This window comes from Paenibacillus sp. USHLN196 (genome assembly GCF_037144955.1).
In the GTDB taxonomy this organism is placed as follows: domain Bacteria; phylum Bacillota; class Bacilli; order Paenibacillales; family Paenibacillaceae; genus Paenibacillus; species Paenibacillus xylanexedens_C.
The window spans coordinates 313,577-336,614 of sequence record NZ_JBBCYH010000002.1 but is presented as its reverse complement, the minus strand read 5'-3'; the positions used below and the strand labels follow the sequence as shown (position 1 = coordinate 336,614).

Below are 23,038 nucleotides of genomic sequence, written 5' to 3'. Positions count from 1 at the left end.
TTCTTGTCATTATAATGGATGAAAAAAACTACAAAATCCGTGCCAAGCGGATCAGCGCTGTTCGAAGATGGCGATAGAATGTCGCCCGACTCATTGAACATGTCTGGGCTGCGGCAGTTGGATTGCCAGCATGTGTCCAGTAGGCCGCATGGAGCAGCATCTGATCCTGTGGTGACACACCATGCACTCTGCCTTCCAGCAAGTCCAGTATGTACAATTGTAACTGGATACCATCATTTACTCCTGTGATCCTCTTAGCATATTCATGCAATTCCCCCGGAGAACGAAGATGCCCCAACATCTTGCGAACATCCTGTTCCGTCCAGACTTCACGATCTGCCTCCGATGTTTCTGGCTGTATTTGTTCCTCTTGTGTTTCGGGATCAAGCAGAGACATGACCCAGGCTCCGAACTGCCCACTACGCAAATCCAAATCAAGCACATGAGCCTGATCTTCATATCTGTCACAGACACGCGTACGTGTTCCTCGCATTCGAAACCCAATGCTCTGCAAGAACAATTTCAGATGAGGATTCGTTGCAACCAGCAGCGCTCTCGCACCATCACCCAACAGAGAGAGTCGGTCCAGTGCCATGTATCCCACCAGTTCTTCTCGTGTGTAACCAGGCACGTCATCTCTTGCCGCAGCCAGCAATGCAAAGTGAGTATCACTCTGATCCGGGTCATTCTCAAGCTCCTGTAGAGTGAAGCATTCATGCATCTCATTCGGAAAATATTTCAAAAGCAGCTCACTACTATCCCTATGTACAAGTACCGTGATGAACATGGCGATCGTCTCCCCAAGCTTGTCACGCATCAATACGATTCCTTCAGGATAACGGTGTGCCAATTCATCCAGAAAGGGGCCATAGGACACAGCCTGCCATGGTTCCACGCTGTACTCGCACCATTGCTCTAACAACCTGTGCAGAGCGGGCAGATCCTCTTTTCTCATCGTCTCAAGAGGCGAGAACAAGGAATCACGAGACACGTCTGCGTACTTGCGGTATTGAAGCATTGATTCCTGACAGAGCAGCAGCATCTTTCGGGCGATTTGACGACGTTCATGAGCCCCTGCCTGTTCATGCAGCGGTTTCAGCAGCTTCGCGATCTTGATACGCATCGTCTGCAACCGATGTGGCTCACGCTGGCGAAAATCCCGCAACAGATGCACCCTAGCCATGTCATGCATTCCAAGACCATCCGGACCGGAACGGATAAACGACATCTGTCTCAGCATGTGGTAGTCTTCTTGCGTCACAGTCATGTCCAGTACAGATGATAACAATTCCTGATTAGCTGTCTCAATCAGTGTCAGTACCTCCACCATGGGATGTAGACGGGGATTCGTCAGTTCCAATAATAATCGTGCACTGATCATGTGTGATAGCTCAGCCCATTCGGCCTGAGGAAGATTCCGTCTCTGATCCGCAGCCTCCACCGCAAGGGCCAGGCCAAGCGGATGTCCATCCGTCATTCTCGTAATGGTGCCTGCCATGCCCCTATTCAGGAAACCCGCCACCGTGATATACTCCGTAATCTCATTCGTTGTAAAATGTTGAAGCCTCATCGGTACAAATCGCTGATGCAATCGCGGATGTGTCCGCCAGGCGGATGCCAGTTCCGGGCGTGAGGCCAGAATGACAAGTATCCCTCTTAACGGAAGTTTGGATATGAAGACTTCCATAAACCAACTTTCCAGCAGAGCAAGTTCTTCATAATTATCCACCGCCAGGACCATTCGCTTTTCAATTGACGTGTCATTCAGCAGACTCAATGGTCGTGGGTAACCTTCACCATCCAATGTCTCCAGCCCTAATGTCGAGGACAAATATTCCATAAAGACGGAAGGTGTCGCACCACATGATCGGCCGTCCATCCATATTGACGTTGCACCTTGATCCCGAGATATGGATAACATCTCTGATAGTAAGGAGGATTTACCGATGCCCCCCATACCCGTAATTGAAAATATGGTCAATGGGGCTTCCGGATGATTGAACCACGCCTCCAGTGCCGTTAGTTCCTTGGCTCGACCAACGAAACGTTTCCCATGCTTAACATATTTGTCGTATTTCGCCTCACTACTGTTTCCCATATATGTCCTCCGCACTAGATACTGGTACTTTTAATATACAATATATCCTCCCAAAAATGAGACTATATTGAGACGCGCAATTGCATGTGAAGTGATAGAATCTTGTTAAAAGCCAATTTAATGGAAATATTTAAAACAGCGGACATGGAAACGTATAACAAGGTATACATAAACGCCTCCGCACTATTTCTTATCATAATGGATCATTCCGCCGATCAAGCTACAATCAACATGTACATGAGCATTTACCGATCTCGAATTCATGCTTCCCTTTCAGTCCTTACTACCAGCCCGATATTCCAAGAAAGGCGGATTTGTGTGAGAAAAAACCTCGATATCTGTAATCTGAGCGGACAACTCGGAATCAATCCCAAACGACTTAATGAATGGCTGCTCCAAAGCGGTATTTCAATGGCAGCCAATGAGGCTGAACCGGGAGAGCGCTCCGACCGGTCAACACCCCCATATCGGCTGGCTGCTCCTTCTTCTTTATCACTGGCACCATCCTCCGGTCAAACGAAACTATATCGAGGACGCCGTTCTACTCCCACCCTGCAACACCTGCCCGCCTCGTTACAACGTACTCGGCGGATCAGTAAAAACTGCTAGACTGTGCACGAGGTAGTGTAACGATGCACAGTCTGTCTTACATCTCACAACACCCCATCAAGAGGATTGCCACTGTCCATTCTCAATCATCGCATGCGCGAGCAGCGCCATCTCCAGACAGATTCTTCTCTCCTGCTCCATGTAATCAGGTCCCATCAGCTCTTCCAGCTTCTCCAGTCTGTTGTACAGCGTTTGCCGATGAACAAACAACTGGGCAGCGGCATCCCGTTTGGAACCAAAATTCTGCAGATAGGCAGCCAGCGTTTCTACCAATCGCAAGTGATTCGTCTGGTCATGTTCAATCAGCACACCCAAGTGATCCTGGACAAAGGGTTGCAGGAAGGCTTGGGGTAAGGCTTTTAACATTTGATATATACCCATACGTTCGTAAAAGTGAACATGTTCCATCTGATCTACCGATCTCGAAACTTCAATCACCTGATAGGCCTCCTGAAGGCTCTCAGGCAAGCTGGTCAAACGGCTGCGTAACTTGCCAAATCCCGCATGGATGGTGACTTGTTTCAAGTTACGGCTGGCAAACCGGTTCACATCCAGCGTGATTCCTTCCAGCAAGCGCAGCAGTTGATGACGCGCATTAGCAGTTACAGCTTCCTTCGCACAGCACAGATACACCTGATTGTTCTTCAGCATGATCAGGCTGGGCAGATTATTTTTCTTGAGCAAAGATCGAAGCAGAACAAGAATATCCTGATGATTGGCTTCCATCCGCTCCCGGCCTGTACCCTTCAACCGATGTTCAATCTCTATAACCCCTCCAGCAAACCAATACTGTCCCTTCACCAATAAACGAAGTCCCATTCGGGTCTGAGCCTGCTCCTCCTGATGAATGTTGCCATTCATTAGATCCTGGATCAGCTCGTTCTGATTGCGGACCATCTTCTCTTCAAGAAACTGGGAACGAAGTGTGAGAGCTGCCGCTGCCTTCGCTGTATAATCGAGCAACAGCTTGAGATACTCCACAGGAGCGGACGGATGCACGATCATGCCTACAGCGGAGAACACCTGCCCGAAACAGACGACCGGATGACACAGCAGAACCTTCTCTTCATCCATGTGGAACCATAATTCGGTGTCAGAATCATTCAGATCCAGGTGTTCTACCTCTTGTTCATACCACGTATAGATCGTTTGTTCCATCTCCGGAGCCAGTTCAGGTACAAAGCTGCCGGGTTCCATGGACGAGATATACACCACCGGCTTAGCAGCGTACTCATGCAGCAGGTTGAGCACAGCAGACATATCCGTACTTTGTAATGTTCGCTGCTGAAGCTGACGGGAGTAAGCTTCCAGACTTTTCAGCAGTTGATGCTGATGATTAATGAGCAGCGAGTGAATATCCTGTGTGATCTCGACAAAACGGACCGGTTGTTCAAACACAATCAGCGGAAACTGGTGGCTATCCGCCAGTTCAATCAGCTCTTCGGGAATTCCGTTGATGCTGGTACCAAACTCCACACACAGCCCCGCAGCCTCACTGCCAATAAGCTGGAGCAGATACTCTTCACGCCCTTCTTCCGATTGAAGCCACAGCCCAGTGGATAAAATAAGATCATGGGGGCTTACGAATGGAGATACATTCGTAATCTCCAGAACATGAACCCAGCCAACCTGCCGATTCACCCCATCCTTCCCTGCCGCAAGCCTTGCGCGGCCAAATACCGGACGTGCCAGGATATCTCTGATGGTAAACACGCGATCATTTTGCAATGGCGATCCCTCTTCGTGTTATTTTTTCTTACATTATAATCCATGGACAAATGTCCTGAACAGTCTTTTTCGACAATATGTTGAGTTGTATTCCTAAAAATTAGACATCAAGTAAGGTGCAAAACGATTATCCAGGTCATAAACTTGTAGTATAAGCTAACAACCAATAAATGGACGAGGTGCATGGCGATGAGAATCGGAATTCCCAAAGAAATCAAAAATAATGAAAATCGTGTAGCAATGACTCCGGCCGGGGCTGCTGATTTCATCAGAGCCGGTCACCAAGTGATGATCGAACAAGGCGCAGGCATCGGCAGTGGATTCACGGATGATGAATATCAAGCTGCGGGTGCTGAGATTCGGAATGATGCCAAGTCCGTTTGGACAAAGGCCGAAATGATCATCAAGGTGAAAGAACCTCTTGCCAGTGAATACGGTTTTTTTCGTCCGGGGCTGATCCTGTTCACCTACCTGCACCTCGCTGCGGAACCGGAGCTTGCAAAAGCTCTTATTAAAAGCCGGGTAACGGCCATTGCATATGAGACGCTGGAGGTCAACAATACCCTGCCTCTGCTCACCCCTATGAGTGAAGTCGCAGGACGCATGGCATCTCAGATTGGAGCACAATTGCTGGAGAAGACGGAAGGTGGCAAGGGCATCCTGTTGTCCGGTGTACCAGGTGTCAGTCGGGGAAAAGTCGTCATTATTGGTGGCGGTACAGTCGGAACGAATGCAGCCAAAATTGCTATTGGTCTTGGCGCCGATGTGACCATCCTTGATCTGAATCTGAACCGTCTGCGCCAGTTGGATGATATCTTCGGCAATCAGATCCACACGCTGGTATCCAGCCCGTCCAACATTGCTACAGCTGTTGCGTCGGCAGATCTGTTGATCTGTGCAGTGCTGATTCCGGGCGCCAAGGCGCCAACCCTTGTCAGCGAGCAGGTGGTGAAGACCATGGCACCGGGCTCGGTCATTGTGGATGTGGCGATTGATCAGGGCGGGATTGTTGAGACCATTGATCATATCACGACCCACGATGAACCGACCTATGTGAAACATGGCGTCGTGCATTACGCGGTGGCGAACATGCCAGGCGCCGTACCGCGTACGTCCACGGTGGCGCTGACCAACGCCACCCTGCCTTATGCGCTGCAGCTGGCGAACCACGGTGCAGCCGCCGCGATTCGCGGCAGTTCGTCCATTCGCAGCGCGGTCAACGTGCTGAATGGACACATCACGTATGAGGCGGTTGCCCGGGACCTCGGGCATGCCTATGTTCCTGCGGGACAGGCGCTGGAGAATACCGCCGCTGTCCAGTAATCTTGATATGATCGTTCCACCCGGCGCCTTGTCGCCAGGCCTGTGGAACGCCATAGAAGCGCAAGTCGGTGAGATGATGTTCCCGGCTTGCGCTTCTTGATTTTTTTCACATATGAAATAACTCGTTGGTATAAGGCCTGATGTTCCTACGAAGTTGGATCTAGACCGCACGTTCGCTGCACACTTCCCGGAAGTTGCAGTCCCTGCAGGACCGGTGCGAAGGCATCGCCGTAAAGTAGGTGACGTCCTTGGGACGGTTGTAATACTCATCCTCCACGCAGGATCGCATCTCCTCGATGTAACGCCCTACGTTCTCTTCTACCTTCCGTATATCCTCTTCCGTTGCGGTAAACTCTCGGTGCTTTCCGGTTAACAGGTACTCCACTCGCAGCTCAATCTGCTCCAAAGGAATTCGGTAGTGCTCTCTCACATAGGATGCGTACAGCATTAACTGATCGGAGAAGTCATCTTCCTTGCCCGTCTTCCAGTCCACAATGACAATGTTGCCGTTACTGCGTCGATACAATAAGTCCATCTTCACATACACACGTGTATCGTGCAGCATCATGGTATCCCATTTCTCGATCTCCAGAATGTCCGTACTTGCTCGGGACAAGTCCTCCCACGTAAGCGTCTGGTACAGGTTGCTGACACAGGCCGAAGCACGTTCCTTAATCGTGGCAATCCGGTCATCCAACGTATCATCCCCGTAATAAATCTCGGACAGCATCGTGCGATTCTTGGGGTTCAGCCGCCACTGATCCGCATCCATGGATTCCACATACGCCTGATTCAGCAGCTTGCGTATCGTCTGTTCCAGAAAGTGTTCACGTGGTTTATCTTTGCCCTCTTCCCTGCTGCGTACCGCCGACTCACACATCCGATGCGCGAGGTCCCCGAAGACAAGGTACAGATTGCTAAGCTGTTTCAGACGGTACAGACGAACCTGCATCTCATCCGCAGCGTCTGTCTTCCAGCCATTATGGGCACCGTAATAATGATAATAATATTTGCGCAGGCACTCATCGAACATACTCGCCCGCGACTGCGAATAAGACCACTGCGGGTATTGTGCCATAAGAACTTCTGCCTTTCTATATGCCGGATCTGCTTGAGATCCCTTAATGCTCACAGTATAAAGCCAGGTCAACCTCGCCGCAAGCATGCTTCCGTTATTTTCTTCTGACGCAACCGTTTCCGATTCAATCCGTATCGTTTATATAGTAACATCACCAAAAGATGAAATTGCGGAGCAGAACGCTTAATATACTTCATAGAGGACAAAGAATCCGGGATGCTGGTATGTGCCCAGGGCGGGCCTGGAATTAACGCATCTTACACACCTTATCACGTGCATAATGCGGTTTTATTAAATCTAACGATCTCCAGACACGCTAATTAGTCTTTTTTGGGGTTGTAGAACGTAATTATTTTATAAAAAAATTGTACAGGCATATCCTAAAAGGAGGCACCACCCATGAATCGACCGGATTGGTTCCAGGCGGAAGAGGCATTACAACAGATCCAAGTCATCGGAAGCGACCGGAATGAGCTCGTGAACATCATCGGCGATGTAGAAGGATTGAATTGCATTGGCACAGGTACGGATGCGGCTGTATTTACGTATGACGGCTTGCCGCAGTATGCCTTCAAGATGTACTCGGATCATGCCTTGGACAAACTCGAAAATGAAAAGCAGGTATACGAGCAGCTTAAAGGCCTGCCATACTTCCCTACCTATTACGGCAGCGGCAGAAATGTCCTCGTGATCAGTTTTGAACCCGGTGATACCCTGCTGGAGTGTTTGGAAAAAGGAATCCCCGTCCCCGAGCAGGTCATGCTCGATGTAGACGCAGCACGAGAGGCCGTTCGCAGCCGTGGGCTGAACCCTCGCGACATTCATTTGAAGAATGTCCTTCTCCAGAACGGACGCGGGAAAGTGCTCGACGTATCCGAGTACATTCAGGACGGCAATGACAATCGCTGGGAACATCTTGTCTGGGCTTATCACAACATCTATCCGCGAATCAAAGGAACGCCCATATCTCCACGTATGCTGCAAACGATCAAATGGGGATACAATCAACTCGATCATGCCAATGTCAAAATAGACGACCTCTCCAAAAAGGCGAATAGATTGTTCTCCAGATTTATGAAATAAGCATGTTGCAAACTCACTTCAATAAAATAACCCGGATGATCGCCAGAAATTGGCGATCATCCGGGTTTTGTTTGTCTAATGCCATCTCTCCAAAATTATCTTACCCTAAATTCAAATGCCGCAGCTTATCTGGATTACGCATGAGATAAATCCGTTGAACGCGGTCGTTTCTGAACGCAAGGCTGACAACAGTCGGGATTGCCTCGGAAGGGCTGCTTAATACAAATCCAAGTTGTCCGTTGATCTTGACGAGCCGCACAGCCCCCGTGCTGTCACTTTTGGATACAAGCCCTTGAATGAACGCAAGAACTCGCTGGCTTGATGTAACGGGTTTAATTGCTGCCATGACTTTACCGCCACCATCACTATACAGCACGATATCGTCCGAAAGCATTCTGAAGAGCCCTTCCATATCACCAGTAGAGGTGGCCTGGAGGAAACGAAGTGCAAGCTGCTCGGACTGCGCGCTGGGGGTCAACTCGACTTCCGGCTCGTCTTGGATTTTACGTTTTAGACGACTGTAAATCTTGCGGCATCCCAGCTCCGTCTTGTTCACGAAGTTTGCAATATCGCAATAATCAAATTCGAAGGCTTCTCGTAGAACGAATACCGCGCGCTCAATAGGAGTTAGCCGATCAAGCATGACAAGAAAGGCGTACGAGATCGTATCTTCCAGTTCAATCGTTTGGAGTGGGTCCTGTCCCGCTGCTGAAGCCGATCCTGGAGCGACCATATAGTCTTGCACCAGAGGTTCGGGCAGCCATGGCCCGATATATACCTCTCTTTTTTTACGTGTTGATTTCAAGTAATCCAGACAACGGTTCGTAACCATTTTGCATAAGTACGCTTTTAGGTTACGAACAGGGCCACCCTCCATATGGATATCCTGCTGTTGTACCGTTACAAATGCATCCTGCACCAAATCCTCAGCATGAGTGACAGATCCTAACATACGATATGCGATGGAAAGAAGAAGAGGTCTGTACGTTCTGTATACCAAGTCAAGCTCCATGATACATCCCTTCCTTATCCTTTTCTCTACCTGCTATTATCATTTGAGCAGCCTCTTTCGCGCTCGCTAAGGATGCGTTAATCAACATCCCCTCAGCTCCTACCCAATCGCCAGCAACATAGAGTCCGGGTCTTCCTTTGACCGCAGGTCCAGGCCTGCCCGGGAGGCCGCCGTTCGCTGCGGTGACGATGCCATGCGAGACAAGCATTCGGGGAAGGAAACGCTGCTGAATGACGTGCTTGCGCCACCCCGGCTGAATGAAATCAAGAAAGCCTTTAAGCTCGTGTTCATCCTGCCTGGGGTCCGAATGGATTGAAGCTGACAAATACTTCATGACATGCACAACCTCGTTTGCCGGGTTCTCTGATAAGGAAGCCGCGGCGGAATGGTTGGAGTAGTACAACGGGTAATCGGCGCCTAAAACAAATTTCGCCTTTGGTTGAGGCATCCCCGATACGACGAGATCCAGGCACGCGGCACGAACAGGAGTTAACTTTTTATAAGCTTCCGCTTCCATGGGTGTAAGAGCGGGATTGAGGAGAGCTAGCGTATCCATTGGACCGGCAGTGGATATCACGTGACGAGTCGTCAACTGGGATCCATCTTTTAAAGTGACCATCATTTGCGGATAGCTCCCGGCAATGCCCAGTACAACCGAGCTCGTGCGGATTAACACGTTAGCCTGCTGGGCTTGTTCTGTCAGCCGGTTGACGAGGAATTGCCAGCCTTCATCTATATACAGCACTTGGCTCTGCTTGAGCTGCTTGATGACAGCGCCAGCACTTAGCTGGTCGGGAGCATCGCTGTACGTGCTCAAACGAACGAGACCAAGCACGACACTGCGCACACGTGGACTGGAGATCTGGGCTTCCAAGTGAGCCTGCAGACTAACTTTACACAGAGCAGATGTGTCTGTCTTGCTTAGGGAAGTATAGAACCGAAGGAGTTGGGACTTCTCCTGCCACTTCAAGAACGATCCGAGCAAGAGCTGAGCTAGAGGAATCGTCCTATAACCGCCGTTTGTTCCTTCGAACACCAATGTGCCTGGCGGTTTCGGTACTGCTCCGGTAGGTGTGACGCCTACCTCTTGCAGAATGGGAAGCGCACTCTTACTGAGAGCATGGGCTCCCAAGTTTACGCGTGCGGCTGCGATCTCAGTCGAAATAGCCCGGCCTCCGGGATGTTTTCCTTTGTCGAGCAACAGTACAGTCTGGCCCGCCCGTGCCAGATATATCGAGGCGGTTAATCCGGCAATGCCTGCTCCCACGATGACAACATCCCATATCGGCTTATTGTGATTCTGTATCATGTATATCAATCCCTTCCGCTTGATGCATACATGACGATGAACGGAGTATTTTTGTGACTCAACCTTCCTTCTTCAACCGCCCCTGGGAGGGAGTCATCCCCTTGTATTGCTTATACAGTTTCGTAAAATAATTGGCGTTATCACAGCCGACTCTGGCGGCGATCTCCGTAATGGTCAGACTGCTGCCTTGCAGTAGTTTCTCCGCCTCACTCATCCTGCACCCGTTCACGTATTCCACGAAGGTACGTCCGGTCAGCTTTTTGAACATTTTGCAGAAATGATACGCATTCAGTCCCACATGGCTGGCCGCTTCGGTAACAGACATCTTCCCTATGGGGTCCGCTTCGATCTGCGCAATCAACTGTTTGAAACGTTCACGATTAGGAAAATACGACCCAACCGATCTATCTGGCAACTGCTGTGGCATAAAGGTACGAGCAAGCAGAGTGAACAAAGCATGCAACTTGGACTTCACTACCAGCTGATAAGCCGGGGGCTGTGATGCCATTTCCTCTACAGCTTCATTCAACAAAGAATAATAGCCCACGCAGGCTACGTTTTCCTCTGCTGGTTTGACCGGAAATCTCACCCTGCCTTCCAGATACGGCGCGACATATTGCTCATGCACGGGATCATGGGTGAAATCATGAAACAGTGCACGGTTAACCACGACGGAATCATAATGCACATCCCCATCATCCAGGGCATACCCGACATGCAACGCACCTCCGGGTATGATGATGACCTCACCCACTCGAATGACATAAGGTTTGCTATCGATATGAAATAACGCACTGCCCCTTCGCATGACAATCAGTTCAAAATGTTCATGCCAATGCAAATACAGAATGCATTCTTCGGCTTTCATATCCGAACACCGATTTCGGAACAACTGAAACGGGTGCGATTTATGATCAATTCGGGTGTTTTCGTGAAGCGCTTTCAGATCCAGCACGACTTCTTCCCCCTCTTCACAAGATCCGACTAATATTACACAAGATTGTTTAGAGCCATCCCTTTAATCCCCGTCTATAATGAGTGTCACGAAGTACTATAAGCCAATATTGGAGTGAATTACAACCATGAAAAATCCATTACGCATCGGTACCCTTGTAGGCGGGCAGGACGCCGTCCGAGTGATCCCGCAGATCATGCAACACGGTTTCGAATCATTCAATCTGACTTTCTGGCAAACGACAGGCGATCTGGATCTGGCCGAGACAGCGAAACGTGTTCGTGAAATCGTGGATGAACAAGGCATTGTCATCTCCGCGGTGAGTGTGTTTGGTAACCCGCTAACTGGAGCGGGAGACAACGCGGATACACTCGCGAGCTGGGAGCGAGTCATCGATCATGCACAGCTCTTCGGTGCAGATATCGTCTCCGGGTTCACCGGACGCCTGACCGATCAACCCATCAACGAGTCCATCCCCCGTTTCAAGGAAGTATTCGGTGAACTGGCACGCCGGGCAGCAGACCGGGGTGTACGCATTGCTTTTGAAAACTGTGATATGGGTGGAACCTGGCAGACGGGCGACTGGAACATAGCCCATAACCCGACAGCCTGGGAGATGATGTTCGACGCTGTTCCGGATGAAAATGTCGGGCTGGAGTGGGAGCCTTGCCACCAAATGTCCAGCCTGATCGATCCTCTTCCACAGCTGCGTAAATGGGCTCACAAAGTATTCCACGTACATGGTAAAGATGCCACGATTGCCTGGGATATCGTCAAGGAATATGGAGTGCATGGACCACGTGAATTTGTCTGGCACCGCACTCCGGGCTTCGGGGATAGCAACTGGGCAGACATTATCACCATTCTGCGTCAGAACGGCTACCAGGGCACGATTGATATTGAAGGCTGGCATGATCCAGTCTACAAAGATGAACTCGAAATGACCGGACAGGTGCATGCTTTACGATATTTGAAACAATGCCGTGGTGGCGATTTTGTGCCAAACCCAGTGTAGGAAATCTCCCTGAACACTCCTTGTAATGCACGATTCAAGCTGTATAAACACAATCCATACGAAGGAGATGAGACGATGAGTCATGCTTATCAGGTAATTATCGCTGGCTGTGGCGCCATGGCCAATACGTGGGCAGACTATGCCTTGCAAAGACCGGATACGGAAATCGTTGGGCTGGTTGATCTGTATGAACAGACAGCCACTGCTTTCGCTGCAAGACATGGTCTCACCTGTCCTACGTTCACCGATATCCGTGAGGCCATTCAAGCGACCGGTGCGAATATCGTGTTCGATGTCACGATTCCGGCGAGTCATTACGGCATTGCCATGACAGCGCTGAAGGAAGGGTGTCATGTCTTTGGCGAGAAACCCCTTGCGGAGTCCTTCTCCGAATGCACAGATATTGTGCAAACCGCTCACAGCACAGGACGCATTCAAGCCGTGATGCAAAATCGCCGGTTCGATCCGCGTATCCGTGCCTATCAGCATCTCATTTCCGGCGGAGCTATAGGGCAGGTAGGTTATGCCGGGGCTGACTTTTTCCTCGGGCCACACTTCGGCGGATTCCGGGATCTGATGGAAAGTCCACTGCTGCTCGATATGGCGATACATACGTTCGATCAGGCACGGTACATTCTCGGAGCCAATCCGGTATCGGTATACTGCCATGAATTCAACCCTCCAGGTTCCTGGTATCAGGGCAATGCAATGGCGCTATGCATATTTGAGATGTCTGACGGGTCCGTGTTCAACTATCGCGGATCATGGTGCGCAGAGGGTGTACCCACATCATGGGAAGCAAGCTGGCGCGTAACGGGTGAAAAAGGAACCGCCATCTGGGATGGTCATGATGATATCTATGCTGAGGTGGTTGCTGCGCAACACCTGGATGCCGACGGCAAACCATCCTTTTTCCAGCCAAGTGAGCGGATTGAAGCGGAACTGCCGACCATGGACAAAACAGGACATCACGGCTGTCTCGAAGACATGTTCGCTGCGTTGGAATCCGGACGACTGCCTGAAACCGATTGCAGTGACAACCAGTTTAGTATGGCCATGGTCCTCGCATCACTCGAAAGCGCCCGTACAGGACAGAAAGTGTTCATCGCCGATCTGCTGAAAAACACATAGCGAAGCGCCTGTGTACTTCATATTAAACAAAGCCCAAACTGCAAAAGTTTAGCAGTTTGGGCTTTCTTGTTTTTTACCTACTCTCCTATTCTAAAAATGATGTCGTTAAAAAAACAGTCGCGCTCGATAGTAAAAGTAGTGCAGGGAACGAAATCGATTCTGAAGAAGCAACGCGGTCGCCTTTATCCCCGGATTTCGACTTTACAAAAGGCGATCAGGAAATCCGGGGATAACAGCGATCGAAAGAACGATTCGTAACCGGAACGGCTGCTTCGCGAGCAGTGAGCAATTTTTTTTGAACTTTCATCATTTTATAGAATTCCTTTTTTCATTGCCTTGTACACCAATTGCGAGAACAGACTATTAGACCAAGCAAACCAGGGTCTGGTGAACGTGTTGGGATCATCGGCGTGGAAACCCTCATGCATATATCCGGTACCTGCGTCCGTGTTTTCCAGCAGCTCAATCATGGCCAGCATTTCCTCGTCATTGTCTGCAGTTAAGCCCTGCATGGATAGCGCCATATGCCAGATGTATCCCGGAGGGGTATGCGGACTGCCAATGCCTTTGGCTACCTGCCCTTCATAATAGAACGGATTTTCCTTACTTAAAATGAATCGACGTGTGTTCTGATATACCCTGTCTTCAATCGAAGCATACTCCATATACGGTATAGACATCAGTCCAGGCGTGCCCGCATCATCCATCAGACAAAAGTTGCCGTAACCGTCCGTCTCATAGGCATAAATCTGCCCATACTCTGGATGACGGTATGTACCGTACAGAGAAATACCGTGTCGTATCTCTTCTCCCAAACGAGCCATACGACTCACCAGCTGTTCATCTCTGAACACCCACCTCGCGATCTCCCCCATCTGGCGCAAGGTTACCGCAGCGAACATGTTCGCCGGAATATTATAGTGAAAATCACAGGCATCATCACTCGGACGAAATCCGGACCAGATCATGCCCGTGTAATTCACAGGCATACCCAATCCTTCATTACGCAGCGTATCATGGGCTGGACAATTACGGCGCATGAACCGGTAAGGTGAACGCTCTGCGTGATGCTGTTCTATCTCCCACAGGTGTAAGATATTCTCCATCACTTTCTTGAAGCGCTCGTCAAATATATCCGTCAGTTCCGTCTCCCGCCAATATGTATAAGCCAGCTTCATGGAGAAACAAAGGGAATCCAGCTCAAACTTTCGCTCCCACACCCAAGCCGACATCTCCGTCTCATCGTTGGCATCCCAATGCCATCCATTTGCTGTTTCATTGAACGCATTGGCATAGATATCCTGATCAGCGTAGAACGTATGCCGTTTGATCAGGCCTCCGATAATACGCTGCAACTTCTCATCATCCTTCGCAAGCGGAACATAATGCATAACCTGCTCTACTGAATCCCTTAACCACATGGCAGGGATATCTCCTGTAATCACAAAGGTTGTACCATCCTCTAGCAGCTTCGTGGTCGTTTCCAGCGTATTGGGGAAACAATTTCGAAACTGGGCCAGCAATCTCGGCCTATGTTGCAAACGCTCGTCTGCCTCAGTCAGAATATCCTGCACTGCTTGCGGCAGTTCCAGATGCGGCATGGGGATCTTCGGTAATCTGAACTGTTCCATGGATGTCGTCTCCTTTGAATTGGTTTATTTAAGTTCAGCTAAAAATTTTTACACCAGCACTCCGATTGCAGAATAACCTTCCGATCGCTGTTATCCCCAGATTTCTTGATTCCCATTTGAGAAGGGAAAATCCGGTGATAAAGGCGAACGCTTCGCTTCTTCAGATTATTTCTGCCCTCTCCGTTATCGTGTAAATGTTTAGTTGAACATATATAGATTGGATCTAGCACTCCAATTTATATTGTTATTTTTGTTATGATAATTTATAATAACATTATTATTTGTAAGTGTACTGTGTCAGAAGATGATCGTCAAATGAAGGAGTAATGATATGTCACGCAAAGTATCCATTCAGACGCTGGCTGACCAGCTCGGATTATCCAAATACGCCGTCTCCCGTGCACTCAGCGGCAAGACGGGCGTCAGTGAAGCGACACGCGCACGGGTACTGGAACTCGCTCGGGCACTGGGGTATCGCCAAAGTACTCCAGGTACTAGCAATAGTTCTGCTGCTGCAAACCATGTGGATCCTGCCGATCCACCGTTTGTTCTCATTTGCATGAATCAGCTCAACCGCGGTGAACCCCACTACTGGCAACGTGTTCTGTCAGGTATGATCTCCGCCTGTAATGAGCGTGGTTGGCATCATGCCATTGTATCCCCCTCACTCGGAGTGACGGACGAGAACACCTCTCCCGAAAAAGCTATTGCTCCTCATTTGGACTGGGAACGATGTGCCGGGATTATTGTCATGGGGGCTTTTCCTCATACAGTTCTGCAACGGCTCTCTCAGACGGGTCGGCCTATTATTCTGGTAGATCATCAGGAACCCCTGCTGAATTGTGATACGATCAGCCATGATAATCTGGAAGCTGGCATCACCGTCGCGAGATATCTAATGTCTATGAATTGCCGAAGGATCGGCCTCATCACAGATGATGGTCGTGCTGCGAGCTTCGCCCAGCGGAAGATCGGGATTGAGTTGGCTTTGAACCATTTCCATGTGGATACCAGTCATACGACCAGCTTCAGAGAATGGAACATTCCGTACGAGAACGGCGAATGGGTTAACCAACTGGCTACCACCATTCAAAACATGCCAGATAACGAACGTCCCGATGCCTGGATTGGTGTTAATGATGATATTGCTTTGCAATGGATGCACAAATTACAGGAGATGGGTATCTCTACACCTAAAGATTGCCTTGTCATCGGTATCGACAATGTACATTCTGCCGTTACGTCCTCCCCACCACTGACCACGGTTAACCTGTGCAAAGAGGAGCTTGGACAGCGAGCCGTCGAGGCTTTGCAACGCCGGATTGAACGCCCGGGGACACCGAAAGAAACGGTTATGTTATCGACCACGTTGATTCCAAGGGAATCGGCATAATTCGGAAAGGGTAACTGCACTTTTCTGAAGATGGATTCGTTATGTACTTGCTGTCTCCGTAAATCTGGTGCAAACGAAAGAGGCCCCGCATATTATGCATGGCCTTTTTCGTATATCAGGCTTATATCCTTATATTCCTGTACATTCACACTTAAATCTGTTGATCCAACCTTATACATCCATTCGAAGCTTTCATTTACTTCATGTCTTGAATTGTACTAGTGGTTATTTCAGCCAAGGCAAGCTATTGTACGACGGAAGATCCACTTCCCAATTCACATCGCGATACTCTCTATTGACTACGGTTCTTTTCAAAGTGAATTTTGTACCCTTTTCTTCGTTAAACCCCCGAATTTTTAATTGCAGATCATCTTCAACGTATTCACCGTTATTATTAGGTTGATCCGGATAACCGTTCACTTCAACAGGATACTCTTTTCCATCCGAATCTACTGCAACCCAGCGATCACCCATGAAAGCATTTCGGAACGTCCCACTCCCCTTCAGAACTAGTGAATACCCTTCCTTTACATCAATCTTCGGAGGATCATACGATTCCATCAGTGGCTCGTACTCAAAATCATAGAATAATATTTTATCTCCAAGCTGTTCAAATTGTGCAAAGGTATAAAAATTCGTGTCCTTACGCCTCTTATTCAGATCAACTTCCACTGATTTCTCTTCTTTCACCGGCAGGGTGTAACCATCCATAACAAAGCGAATGTTCTTCGCATCTACCGTTACCAACGCAGGGTCCCATGTCTCTGACAACTTCAACGGCCCACCGTTCCTTAAGTCACTCTGATCTTGGAGCTGGAACTTGGCTTGACGGGCATCTGGTCTTATTCCATTGAAAATTCGATATTCATTTGTTTCAGGAATCTCAAGATGGTAGATGATACTCATATAGCTCGCCCAATTCTCATCAACTTTGGCACGAAGTTCATCATCCAGACTCACATTCAGGTCAAGCCGGGTTCCGTTTGGCGTGCGTACAAGCTGTGTCATATCAAGCTTTAGTCCTTCTGGCGTCGTATATGTGTTATCCATAGAATTTTCAACAGCCAATGATTTGGCTTTGGTCATATCGATGTTGAATTGGAAGCTCCAATCCACCGTAACATCTCTATCTTCGTAAGATTTCTTCTCGTAATCATAATAGCTGCCCACATTCAAATTACGCAGTTCACCCCGCACGACCACCTGATCCGGAATTTCATCATGAAACTGGAATAACAATCGTTCAGTTACGGAACCCTTAGTTCTGGTATCTCTTGCAAGAGTAGCAACCTGTCGCCCCTCTTCATCCGTAACATGAATTCTCCCCATCTCAGACAGTAACCGTGATAACCCTAATCCCTCAGGTGTTGTTTGTTGCATGGTCATTACCATATGAGATCGGTCTACAAGCACGTCTTTAATTTTAAGCGTGTAGCCCTGGTCATTGATATTGATATCCGGATTAACCACAAGTCCAAGAGGTTTAAGACGTTTATAATCATCCGCAAAATAGGAATATTTCAATGCTTCAGGCACAGGCATATTCGGTAGCAGGGGGCGATCCACAGCGCTCACTGAGGGGGAGGGTGGCTCTGTTGTACGGTCAAAAGCAAACCAGGCCCCTCCGGCAAGAATCACAACCGCCGCTGCGGCGATTCCAGTCCGGCGCATCCAATGCGCTCTTATGGATTTTTTCACGAATGGATGCTCGTCTTCGCCACGTTCCATAGACACGCCATCCAGCTTCTGCATGAGCTTAAGCGTAAAATCTGCGTCCGGCTCCTCACGGTACAGGTGCTCCTCCCATAACCGATCTTCATCCCTTGAAATAGGCTTCATACGTAGCTAAACCTCCTTTGCGTTCCATTTGCTTCCTCAGCGTTTTTTTCCCGCGATAAAGGGCGTTGCGTACTTTGGTTGAACTCATACCCGTAATGTCTGCAATCTCTTCATAGCTCAACTCGTTTGTGTACTTCAGTAATAACACCAGGCGATACGATTCAGGTAACTGTTCGAGCTGTCGATATATTTCACGCTGCATCTCTTTATGCAGCACACGTTTTTCCGGTGTTTCATTACTGACAGGTTCGATCCCCTGATCGACCGGAGACATGACGGGTTTCTTTTCCCGTATAAAATCCCGCATCCGATTCACCGCAATGGTGTACACCCACGACGAGAAACTGCTTCCCTCCCGCCGCGACGGGAGATAGCGATAGATGCGAATAAACGTATCCTGAGCGAGATCCTGTGCATCCGGATGACTCGCGCCCATTCCGCGCATGATGCCGTAGACTTTATTTTTATATCGATCTACTAGCACAGAGAACAACTGCTTATCCCCTGCAATAATGCGCTGAATAAGCTCCTCCTCCGGTATCTGTTGAGTCATGTAATCCCCCTTCTCTACAGCTTCCATGCATGGTTCTGTACTATATAGACGGAAGTCGTTCCCGAAACCTCTCACTTTATCCAAAAAAAAGAATTCGCCCTTATCGGCGAAGCCGAATGGGTGAACTCTGAATACACATATGTTAATTCCGCAGCACGATTCACTCTATAGATGACCTTGGAGCTGCACTTGTTCTTGCCTCTTAATCTTCCCTGTTCTTCTCCCCGACAAAATCAGCAAGCTGTGAATAGATCGCCACAATCTCATCCATCGACATACGCACGAGTCCACTGGACGATGGAGCGACGAACTCCTGGATCTCCTTGACGACCGGTTCGTCCTGGAATCCCCATTGCACGTTGGCGCGCTTGCTGTACTGGGTGTATACCCCTTTCCCAACAAAACAGGCAATATCCGGTCGGTATTTCTCCAGCTTTTGCCGTAAAATCTGTCGTCCTTCTGCATACTCTTCCTTCGTAATATCCTCCATGCCTTTGGTGGGCCGGGCCACGATATTCGTAAATCCATATCCCAGCTTCAGCAGTTCGCCGTCCTCCTGTGCATCGTATAAACGCGGGGTCAATCCCGACCGTTCAAGAATGCGCCAGAAGCGATTGCCCTTGTAGGCATAGTGGTGTCCGGTTTCACCTGACGTAATGCTCGGATTAAATCCGATAAACAGAATGGATAAACCAACATCCAGATGATCTGGAATCATAATGGGAGACCCCCTTATCTTTTTAGCATTTTGATCGATATCTTGCTGATTGAAAGGCACTCTTGGGATTTATGCAAAATGCTCGTCTATAAAATGATATAATAAGCAATGTATTTTCGAAACCGGATTGAAATTTTCATGAAAAAGGAAGCTGAACTGATGATTGCAGACATCATGCTAGAAGTCGTCCTGCCTGTCTTTCTCCTGATCGCCGTCGGGTCCTGGATGCAAAAAGTGTTCAAGCTGGACTTGTACACACTCGCCAAAATCAATTTCTATTGTATTACCCCCGCAGCCGTCTTTATGAGCATGTATCACTCGGATATGTCGGGCGAACTGCTCGGGACCGTGACACTCTTTTACGCAATATATGTATTGATTCTTTATATTGTAGGTTCTATATTTGCGCGTTCACTTCGGATGAATAAAGGCATGAAGGCTGCCTTCAACAACAGTATTATGCTGGATAACGCAGGCAACTATGGTCTTCCCATCAATGCACTCGTATTCCGCGGTGATCCACTGGCTTCTTCCATTCAGGCGTTGGTGATGTCTTTGCAGGCATTACTGACCTTCACCTATGGCGTATTGTCCATCCAGGGCGCGAAGCTCAAGGGCAATTACCGTGCGGTGATTATTGGATTTCTTAAAATGCCCGTTCCGTATGCACTCTTGCTGGGGATTCTGTTCCACATGTGGAAGGTTCCCTTGCCTACGTTCCTGTCCATGCCGCTGACCTATGCACAACAAAGTATGGTTGCCGTGGCGCTTCTGACACTCGGAGCACAGATTGTTAAATATCCCATCAGATTGTATCGTCTTGATGTGTATATTAGCACATTTTTACGTCTTCTGATTGGCCCGGCTATCGGGATTTCGATTGTGCTTCTGCTTGGGTTGGAAGGTATCTCTGCACAGGCACTCATTATCGCTTCAGGTATGCCTACTGGTGTTAACGCATCCATCCTGGCAGAAGAATACGATAATGAACCCGATTTTGCAGCCCAGACAGTACTGATCTCAACGTTGCTCAATATCATTACGATTACGGCACTGATCTCTTATGCCAAAACGTTCTGAACATAAAAAAACAAGTCCATGACCCATGAACAGGGTTGTGGGCTTGTTTTTTGAGTGCTAAAACTATGATTCAAACGTCGTTCGTTCCGGGAACTTGCCGCCTTCCCTGAATAAACATCGTACCAGTCGCTGCGCGGCTCGGTTAAAGAAAAAACTCGGACTTACCCCATCCACTTGGACAGGTTCCAGTTCCCTCACACTTTCCTTGATCTTATTCATCTCAATGAGCCCCATCTTTCGCTCATTCGGTCCGAATCGATAAATAACCTTCTCATCGTCCTCCGTCTGTTTCACCAGAAGAATCATGGATGCCATACAGGTTACCCCCTATCGTTACGTTATGAGATTCCAGTAATCGCTTGCCTACTATAATTATTACCCAGATTCTAGTGGAAGGATATAGGACTTAAGTTAGTTATACCAAAATTAAATATCCTGATATAAAGATTCTCTGAAATGAGTCATTAGGCTCACAAACACCGTGTTCACACTATCCTTATAGATAGTCACTGTCAGGAAAGTGCGTACTGCCCAAGTTATTTTTCTCCGTTTATACTAGGGCGTGTCTGAAAACTCCGAAGGAAGCAGATTTTGCCGAATTTTCGTTCCAAGCAAGGAAGTTTTTCGCAGGCGTGCCGGGGCACGTCAAGGGAAAGTGACGCAGCAGGGGGCGAAAAGGCGGTAAAAGATGCACTTCAGCGAGTTTTGAGACACGCCCTAACCTTATCTTGAAATTCAAAGGAGAAGAACATATATGTCTACAGTTCAAATCTATAGCCACGGTGTCCCGTGGGAAGAAGCATTCAGTGTTGCTCAGGGATACAGCGTTAACGGTACGATCTACATTGCAGGACAATTTTCACATGATATGCAGGGAACGTTTATCGGTGAGGGTGATATTGAAGCACAAGTTCGCCAGACACTCGATAACTTGGATCGTGTGCTCGCCGCATTCGATGTAACCAAGTCGAACATTGCTGAACTGGAGATTTTCTTAGTTCATCCGCAGGAGCATCTTGAGCCATGTGTTGCTGTGTACAAAGAGTATATTGGTACGCATCGTCCGGCTGTTACGATGGTTGGCACATCGGGACTGGCCTTCCCTCATCAACTGATTGAGATTCGCGCTGTTGCACATACCGACTGATTCGGAAAATCCCTAACGCTCCAGCACTAAGAAAAACGACCTGATAAATTACTCACTATAACGAAGTTCATACACACAAAAAAAAAGCAGGGTCGGATAAACTCCGAACCTGCTTCATCATTTATTCTTTTTATTTAACAATTTACAAACGCGGGTCTACTCGCTCCGACTCCAGTGATAGCGTTGCCAGCACACATTCATGAATTCGCTCCACTGGCTCTCTGCGTATAAAGCGCTCAATCCCTTCCAAGCCCAAGGCACTCTCCATTAAAGCGTGGCGTTCTTTTTTGGACGTTTTGCGTTTACGAAGTCGGGACAGATTCTCGGGTGCAAGGTAATCCATCCCATAGATGATGTGCAAATATGCACGTCCTCGTACTTTAATCGCAGGCTGGATGATTTTATTACCGTTCCAGGTGCGGAACGTTTCGGGCTTGATCACAATACCTTCATGTCCTTCCGCCGTAATCTCATCCCACCAACGAATGACATCCGCTTCATCTGCCTCACTTGCGATTACGCGATATTCTGTCTCCATCATCATGGTCGACATGCGAGCGAACTCACGGTTCTGCTCCATATGCCATTCATGCGTTTGCTCCCAAAATGCTCCCGTGCTATGTGCCAGTGTGTGGAATGGTGCAATTCGAATGTCCCCGATATCCTCCACATCCCAGCAGTATTTCTGGAATACATCGCGGAACGTCTCGGCATTAGCGAGTTTACCTGCTGTCTCCTGCAACCAGTCATCTACATTCCGGCCTGCCGCTTCAGCTTCACGCAGTTTGTCCAGCACCGTAGAGCGATCCATGAGCGAGGCTTCGGCCACGTGTGCATACTGTGAAGCAATCAGCTCACGCGCCTTCAGATTCCAAGGTACAATCTCCGCATCGAGCAGTACGAACTCCGTCTGATGACGATCAAAATAACCATCTGTGGTCAAGTCCGCATGTAATCTGGAAAGCACATCTTGCTCTGTCGAAGGGTCAAAAAAGGATCGGCCCGTCCGGGTCACAATGTTACCCACCATCGGTCGGCCCACTCGTTGCACCGCAGCTTGCTCATCGCGGAAAAGAAGCAAAATGGCCCGGCTGCCCATGTGTTTCTTCTCGGCAACCATACGGGTAACGCCCTGTGAGCGATAATATTGGAACGCATCCTGTGGATGCTCCAGGTATCCCTCTACGGAGCATACACCCGGCGGAGGACTCATTGTAGGCGGGATGTAGATCAGTTCTTCCAGCGGCACAGTATAATGGAAAAACGTATCAATCGCCGTCTTCGCCACCTCACCGTACACAGAAACATCCAGTTTGGATGCTGTCTGAACCGTGAA

The 23,038-nt window shown here is 48.8% G+C and carries 20 protein-coding genes; 8 read left to right on the top strand and 12 right to left on the bottom strand.

Features of this window, described 5'->3' with window-relative positions:
* Window positions 1-28: 28 nt before the first annotated feature.
* Window positions 29-2,098, bottom strand: a complete 2,070-nt coding sequence (locus WFI24_RS04755) for an ATP-binding protein (RefSeq protein WP_336759162.1) — start codon at window positions 2,096-2,098, stop codon at window positions 29-31.
* Between the two features lie 318 nt (window positions 2,099-2,416).
* Between WFI24_RS04755 and WFI24_RS04750 the strand changes: the two genes are divergently transcribed.
* Window positions 2,417-2,707: a hypothetical protein gene (locus WFI24_RS04750; RefSeq protein ID WP_145320813.1), complete on the top strand. Its 291-nt coding sequence runs from the start codon at window positions 2,417-2,419 to the stop codon at window positions 2,705-2,707.
* Between the two features lie 57 nt (window positions 2,708-2,764).
* Here WFI24_RS04750 and WFI24_RS04745 read toward each other — a convergent pair whose 3' ends face one another.
* Window positions 2,765-4,435, bottom strand: coding sequence for a PucR family transcriptional regulator (locus WFI24_RS04745; protein WP_336759160.1), 1,671 nt, complete (start codon window positions 4,433-4,435; stop codon window positions 2,765-2,767).
* Window positions 4,436-4,624: 189 nt separating this feature from the next.
* Between WFI24_RS04745 and ald the strand changes: the two genes are divergently transcribed.
* Complete coding sequence (gene ald / locus WFI24_RS04740; protein ID WP_336759158.1) at window positions 4,625-5,758, top strand: alanine dehydrogenase; 1,134 nt, start codon at window positions 4,625-4,627, stop codon at window positions 5,756-5,758.
* 160 nt (window positions 5,759-5,918) lie between these two features.
* Here ald and WFI24_RS04735 read toward each other — a convergent pair whose 3' ends face one another.
* Window positions 5,919-6,836, bottom strand: a complete 918-nt coding sequence (locus WFI24_RS04735; RefSeq protein ID WP_336759157.1) for a PD-(D/E)XK nuclease family protein — start codon at window positions 6,834-6,836, stop codon at window positions 5,919-5,921.
* A 399-nt stretch (window positions 6,837-7,235) separates the two neighbouring features.
* Between WFI24_RS04735 and WFI24_RS04730 the strand changes: the two genes are divergently transcribed.
* Window positions 7,236-7,919 (top strand): serine/threonine protein kinase, encoded by a 684-nt coding sequence (locus WFI24_RS04730; RefSeq protein ID WP_336759155.1) that lies wholly within the window; start codon window positions 7,236-7,238, stop codon window positions 7,917-7,919.
* Between the two features lie 100 nt (window positions 7,920-8,019).
* Here the strand turns inward: WFI24_RS04730 and WFI24_RS04725 are convergent, their stop codons facing one another.
* The 3 genes from WFI24_RS04725 to WFI24_RS04715 are packed head-to-tail and all read right to left on the bottom strand — an operon-like array spanning window position 8,020 to window position 11,195.
* The gene (locus WFI24_RS04725) at window positions 8,020-8,931 is read right to left on the bottom strand and encodes an RNA polymerase sigma-70 factor (RefSeq protein WP_336759154.1); all 912 of its coding nucleotides are present in this window, start codon (window positions 8,929-8,931) and stop codon (window positions 8,020-8,022) included.
* A complete protein-coding gene (locus WFI24_RS04720; protein WP_336759153.1) occupies window positions 8,921-10,240 on the bottom strand; it encodes a phytoene desaturase family protein in 1,320 nt (439 codons plus the stop codon). The genes WFI24_RS04725 and WFI24_RS04720 overlap by 11 nt, the downstream gene beginning before the upstream one ends.
* A 58-nt stretch (window positions 10,241-10,298) precedes the next feature.
* On the bottom strand, window positions 10,299-11,195 hold the full coding sequence (locus WFI24_RS04715) for a helix-turn-helix transcriptional regulator (protein WP_336759151.1): 897 nt from the start codon (window positions 11,193-11,195) through the stop codon (window positions 10,299-10,301).
* Window positions 11,196-11,322: 127 nt separating this feature from the next.
* On the opposite strand from WFI24_RS04715, the gene WFI24_RS04710 reads away from it, so the two are divergent.
* The gene (locus WFI24_RS04710; RefSeq protein WP_336759150.1) at window positions 11,323-12,210 is read left to right on the top strand and encodes a sugar phosphate isomerase/epimerase family protein; all 888 of its coding nucleotides are present in this window, start codon (window positions 11,323-11,325) and stop codon (window positions 12,208-12,210) included.
* A gap of 75 nt (window positions 12,211-12,285) precedes the next feature.
* Complete coding sequence (locus tag WFI24_RS04705) at window positions 12,286-13,341, top strand: Gfo/Idh/MocA family protein (RefSeq protein ID WP_336759149.1); 1,056 nt, start codon at window positions 12,286-12,288, stop codon at window positions 13,339-13,341.
* A 311-nt stretch (window positions 13,342-13,652) separates the two neighbouring features.
* Here WFI24_RS04705 and WFI24_RS04700 read toward each other — a convergent pair whose 3' ends face one another.
* Window positions 13,653-14,972 carry a glycoside hydrolase family 125 protein gene (locus tag WFI24_RS04700; RefSeq protein ID WP_336759147.1) on the bottom strand — a complete coding sequence of 440 codons (1,320 nt, stop codon included), beginning with the start codon at window positions 14,970-14,972 and terminating at the stop codon, window positions 13,653-13,655.
* 331 nt (window positions 14,973-15,303) lie between these two features.
* Here WFI24_RS04700 and WFI24_RS04695 point away from each other — a divergent pair, with 331 nt between their 5' ends.
* Entirely contained in the window at window positions 15,304-16,365 is a 1,062-nt protein-coding gene (locus WFI24_RS04695; protein WP_336759146.1) for a LacI family DNA-binding transcriptional regulator, read from the top strand.
* A gap of 225 nt (window positions 16,366-16,590) precedes the next feature.
* Here the strand turns inward: WFI24_RS04695 and WFI24_RS04690 are convergent, their stop codons facing one another.
* The 3 genes from WFI24_RS04690 to WFI24_RS04680 form a co-directional block, all read right to left on the bottom strand.
* Window positions 16,591-18,204 (bottom strand): hypothetical protein, encoded by a 1,614-nt coding sequence (locus tag WFI24_RS04690; protein ID WP_336759145.1) that lies wholly within the window; start codon window positions 18,202-18,204, stop codon window positions 16,591-16,593.
* Window positions 18,182-18,757 (bottom strand): RNA polymerase sigma factor, encoded by a 576-nt coding sequence (locus WFI24_RS04685; protein WP_336759144.1) that lies wholly within the window; start codon window positions 18,755-18,757, stop codon window positions 18,182-18,184. The genes WFI24_RS04690 and WFI24_RS04685 overlap by 23 nt, the downstream gene beginning before the upstream one ends.
* 202 nt (window positions 18,758-18,959) lie before the next feature.
* Window positions 18,960-19,475, bottom strand: a complete 516-nt coding sequence (locus WFI24_RS04680) for a mismatch-specific DNA-glycosylase (RefSeq protein WP_336759143.1) — start codon at window positions 19,473-19,475, stop codon at window positions 18,960-18,962.
* Window positions 19,476-19,634: 159 nt separating this feature from the next.
* Between WFI24_RS04680 and WFI24_RS04675 the strand changes: the two genes are divergently transcribed.
* Window positions 19,635-20,555 carry an AEC family transporter gene (locus WFI24_RS04675; RefSeq protein WP_336759634.1) on the top strand — a complete coding sequence of 307 codons (921 nt, stop codon included), beginning with the start codon at window positions 19,635-19,637 and terminating at the stop codon, window positions 20,553-20,555.
* Window positions 20,556-20,618: 63 nt separating this feature from the next.
* Here the strand turns inward: WFI24_RS04675 and WFI24_RS04670 are convergent, their stop codons facing one another.
* Entirely contained in the window at window positions 20,619-20,870 is a 252-nt protein-coding gene (locus tag WFI24_RS04670) for a hypothetical protein (RefSeq protein ID WP_145320846.1), read from the bottom strand.
* A 439-nt stretch (window positions 20,871-21,309) separates the two neighbouring features.
* Here WFI24_RS04670 and WFI24_RS04665 point away from each other — a divergent pair, with 439 nt between their 5' ends.
* A complete protein-coding gene (locus WFI24_RS04665; protein WP_336759141.1) occupies window positions 21,310-21,702 on the top strand; it encodes a RidA family protein in 393 nt (130 codons plus the stop codon).
* Window positions 21,703-21,844: 142 nt separating this feature from the next.
* Here WFI24_RS04665 and WFI24_RS04660 read toward each other — a convergent pair whose 3' ends face one another.
* Complete coding sequence (locus WFI24_RS04660) at window positions 21,845-23,002, bottom strand: polynucleotide kinase (protein WP_336759140.1); 1,158 nt, start codon at window positions 23,000-23,002, stop codon at window positions 21,845-21,847.
* Window positions 23,003-23,038 lie beyond the last annotated feature (36 nt).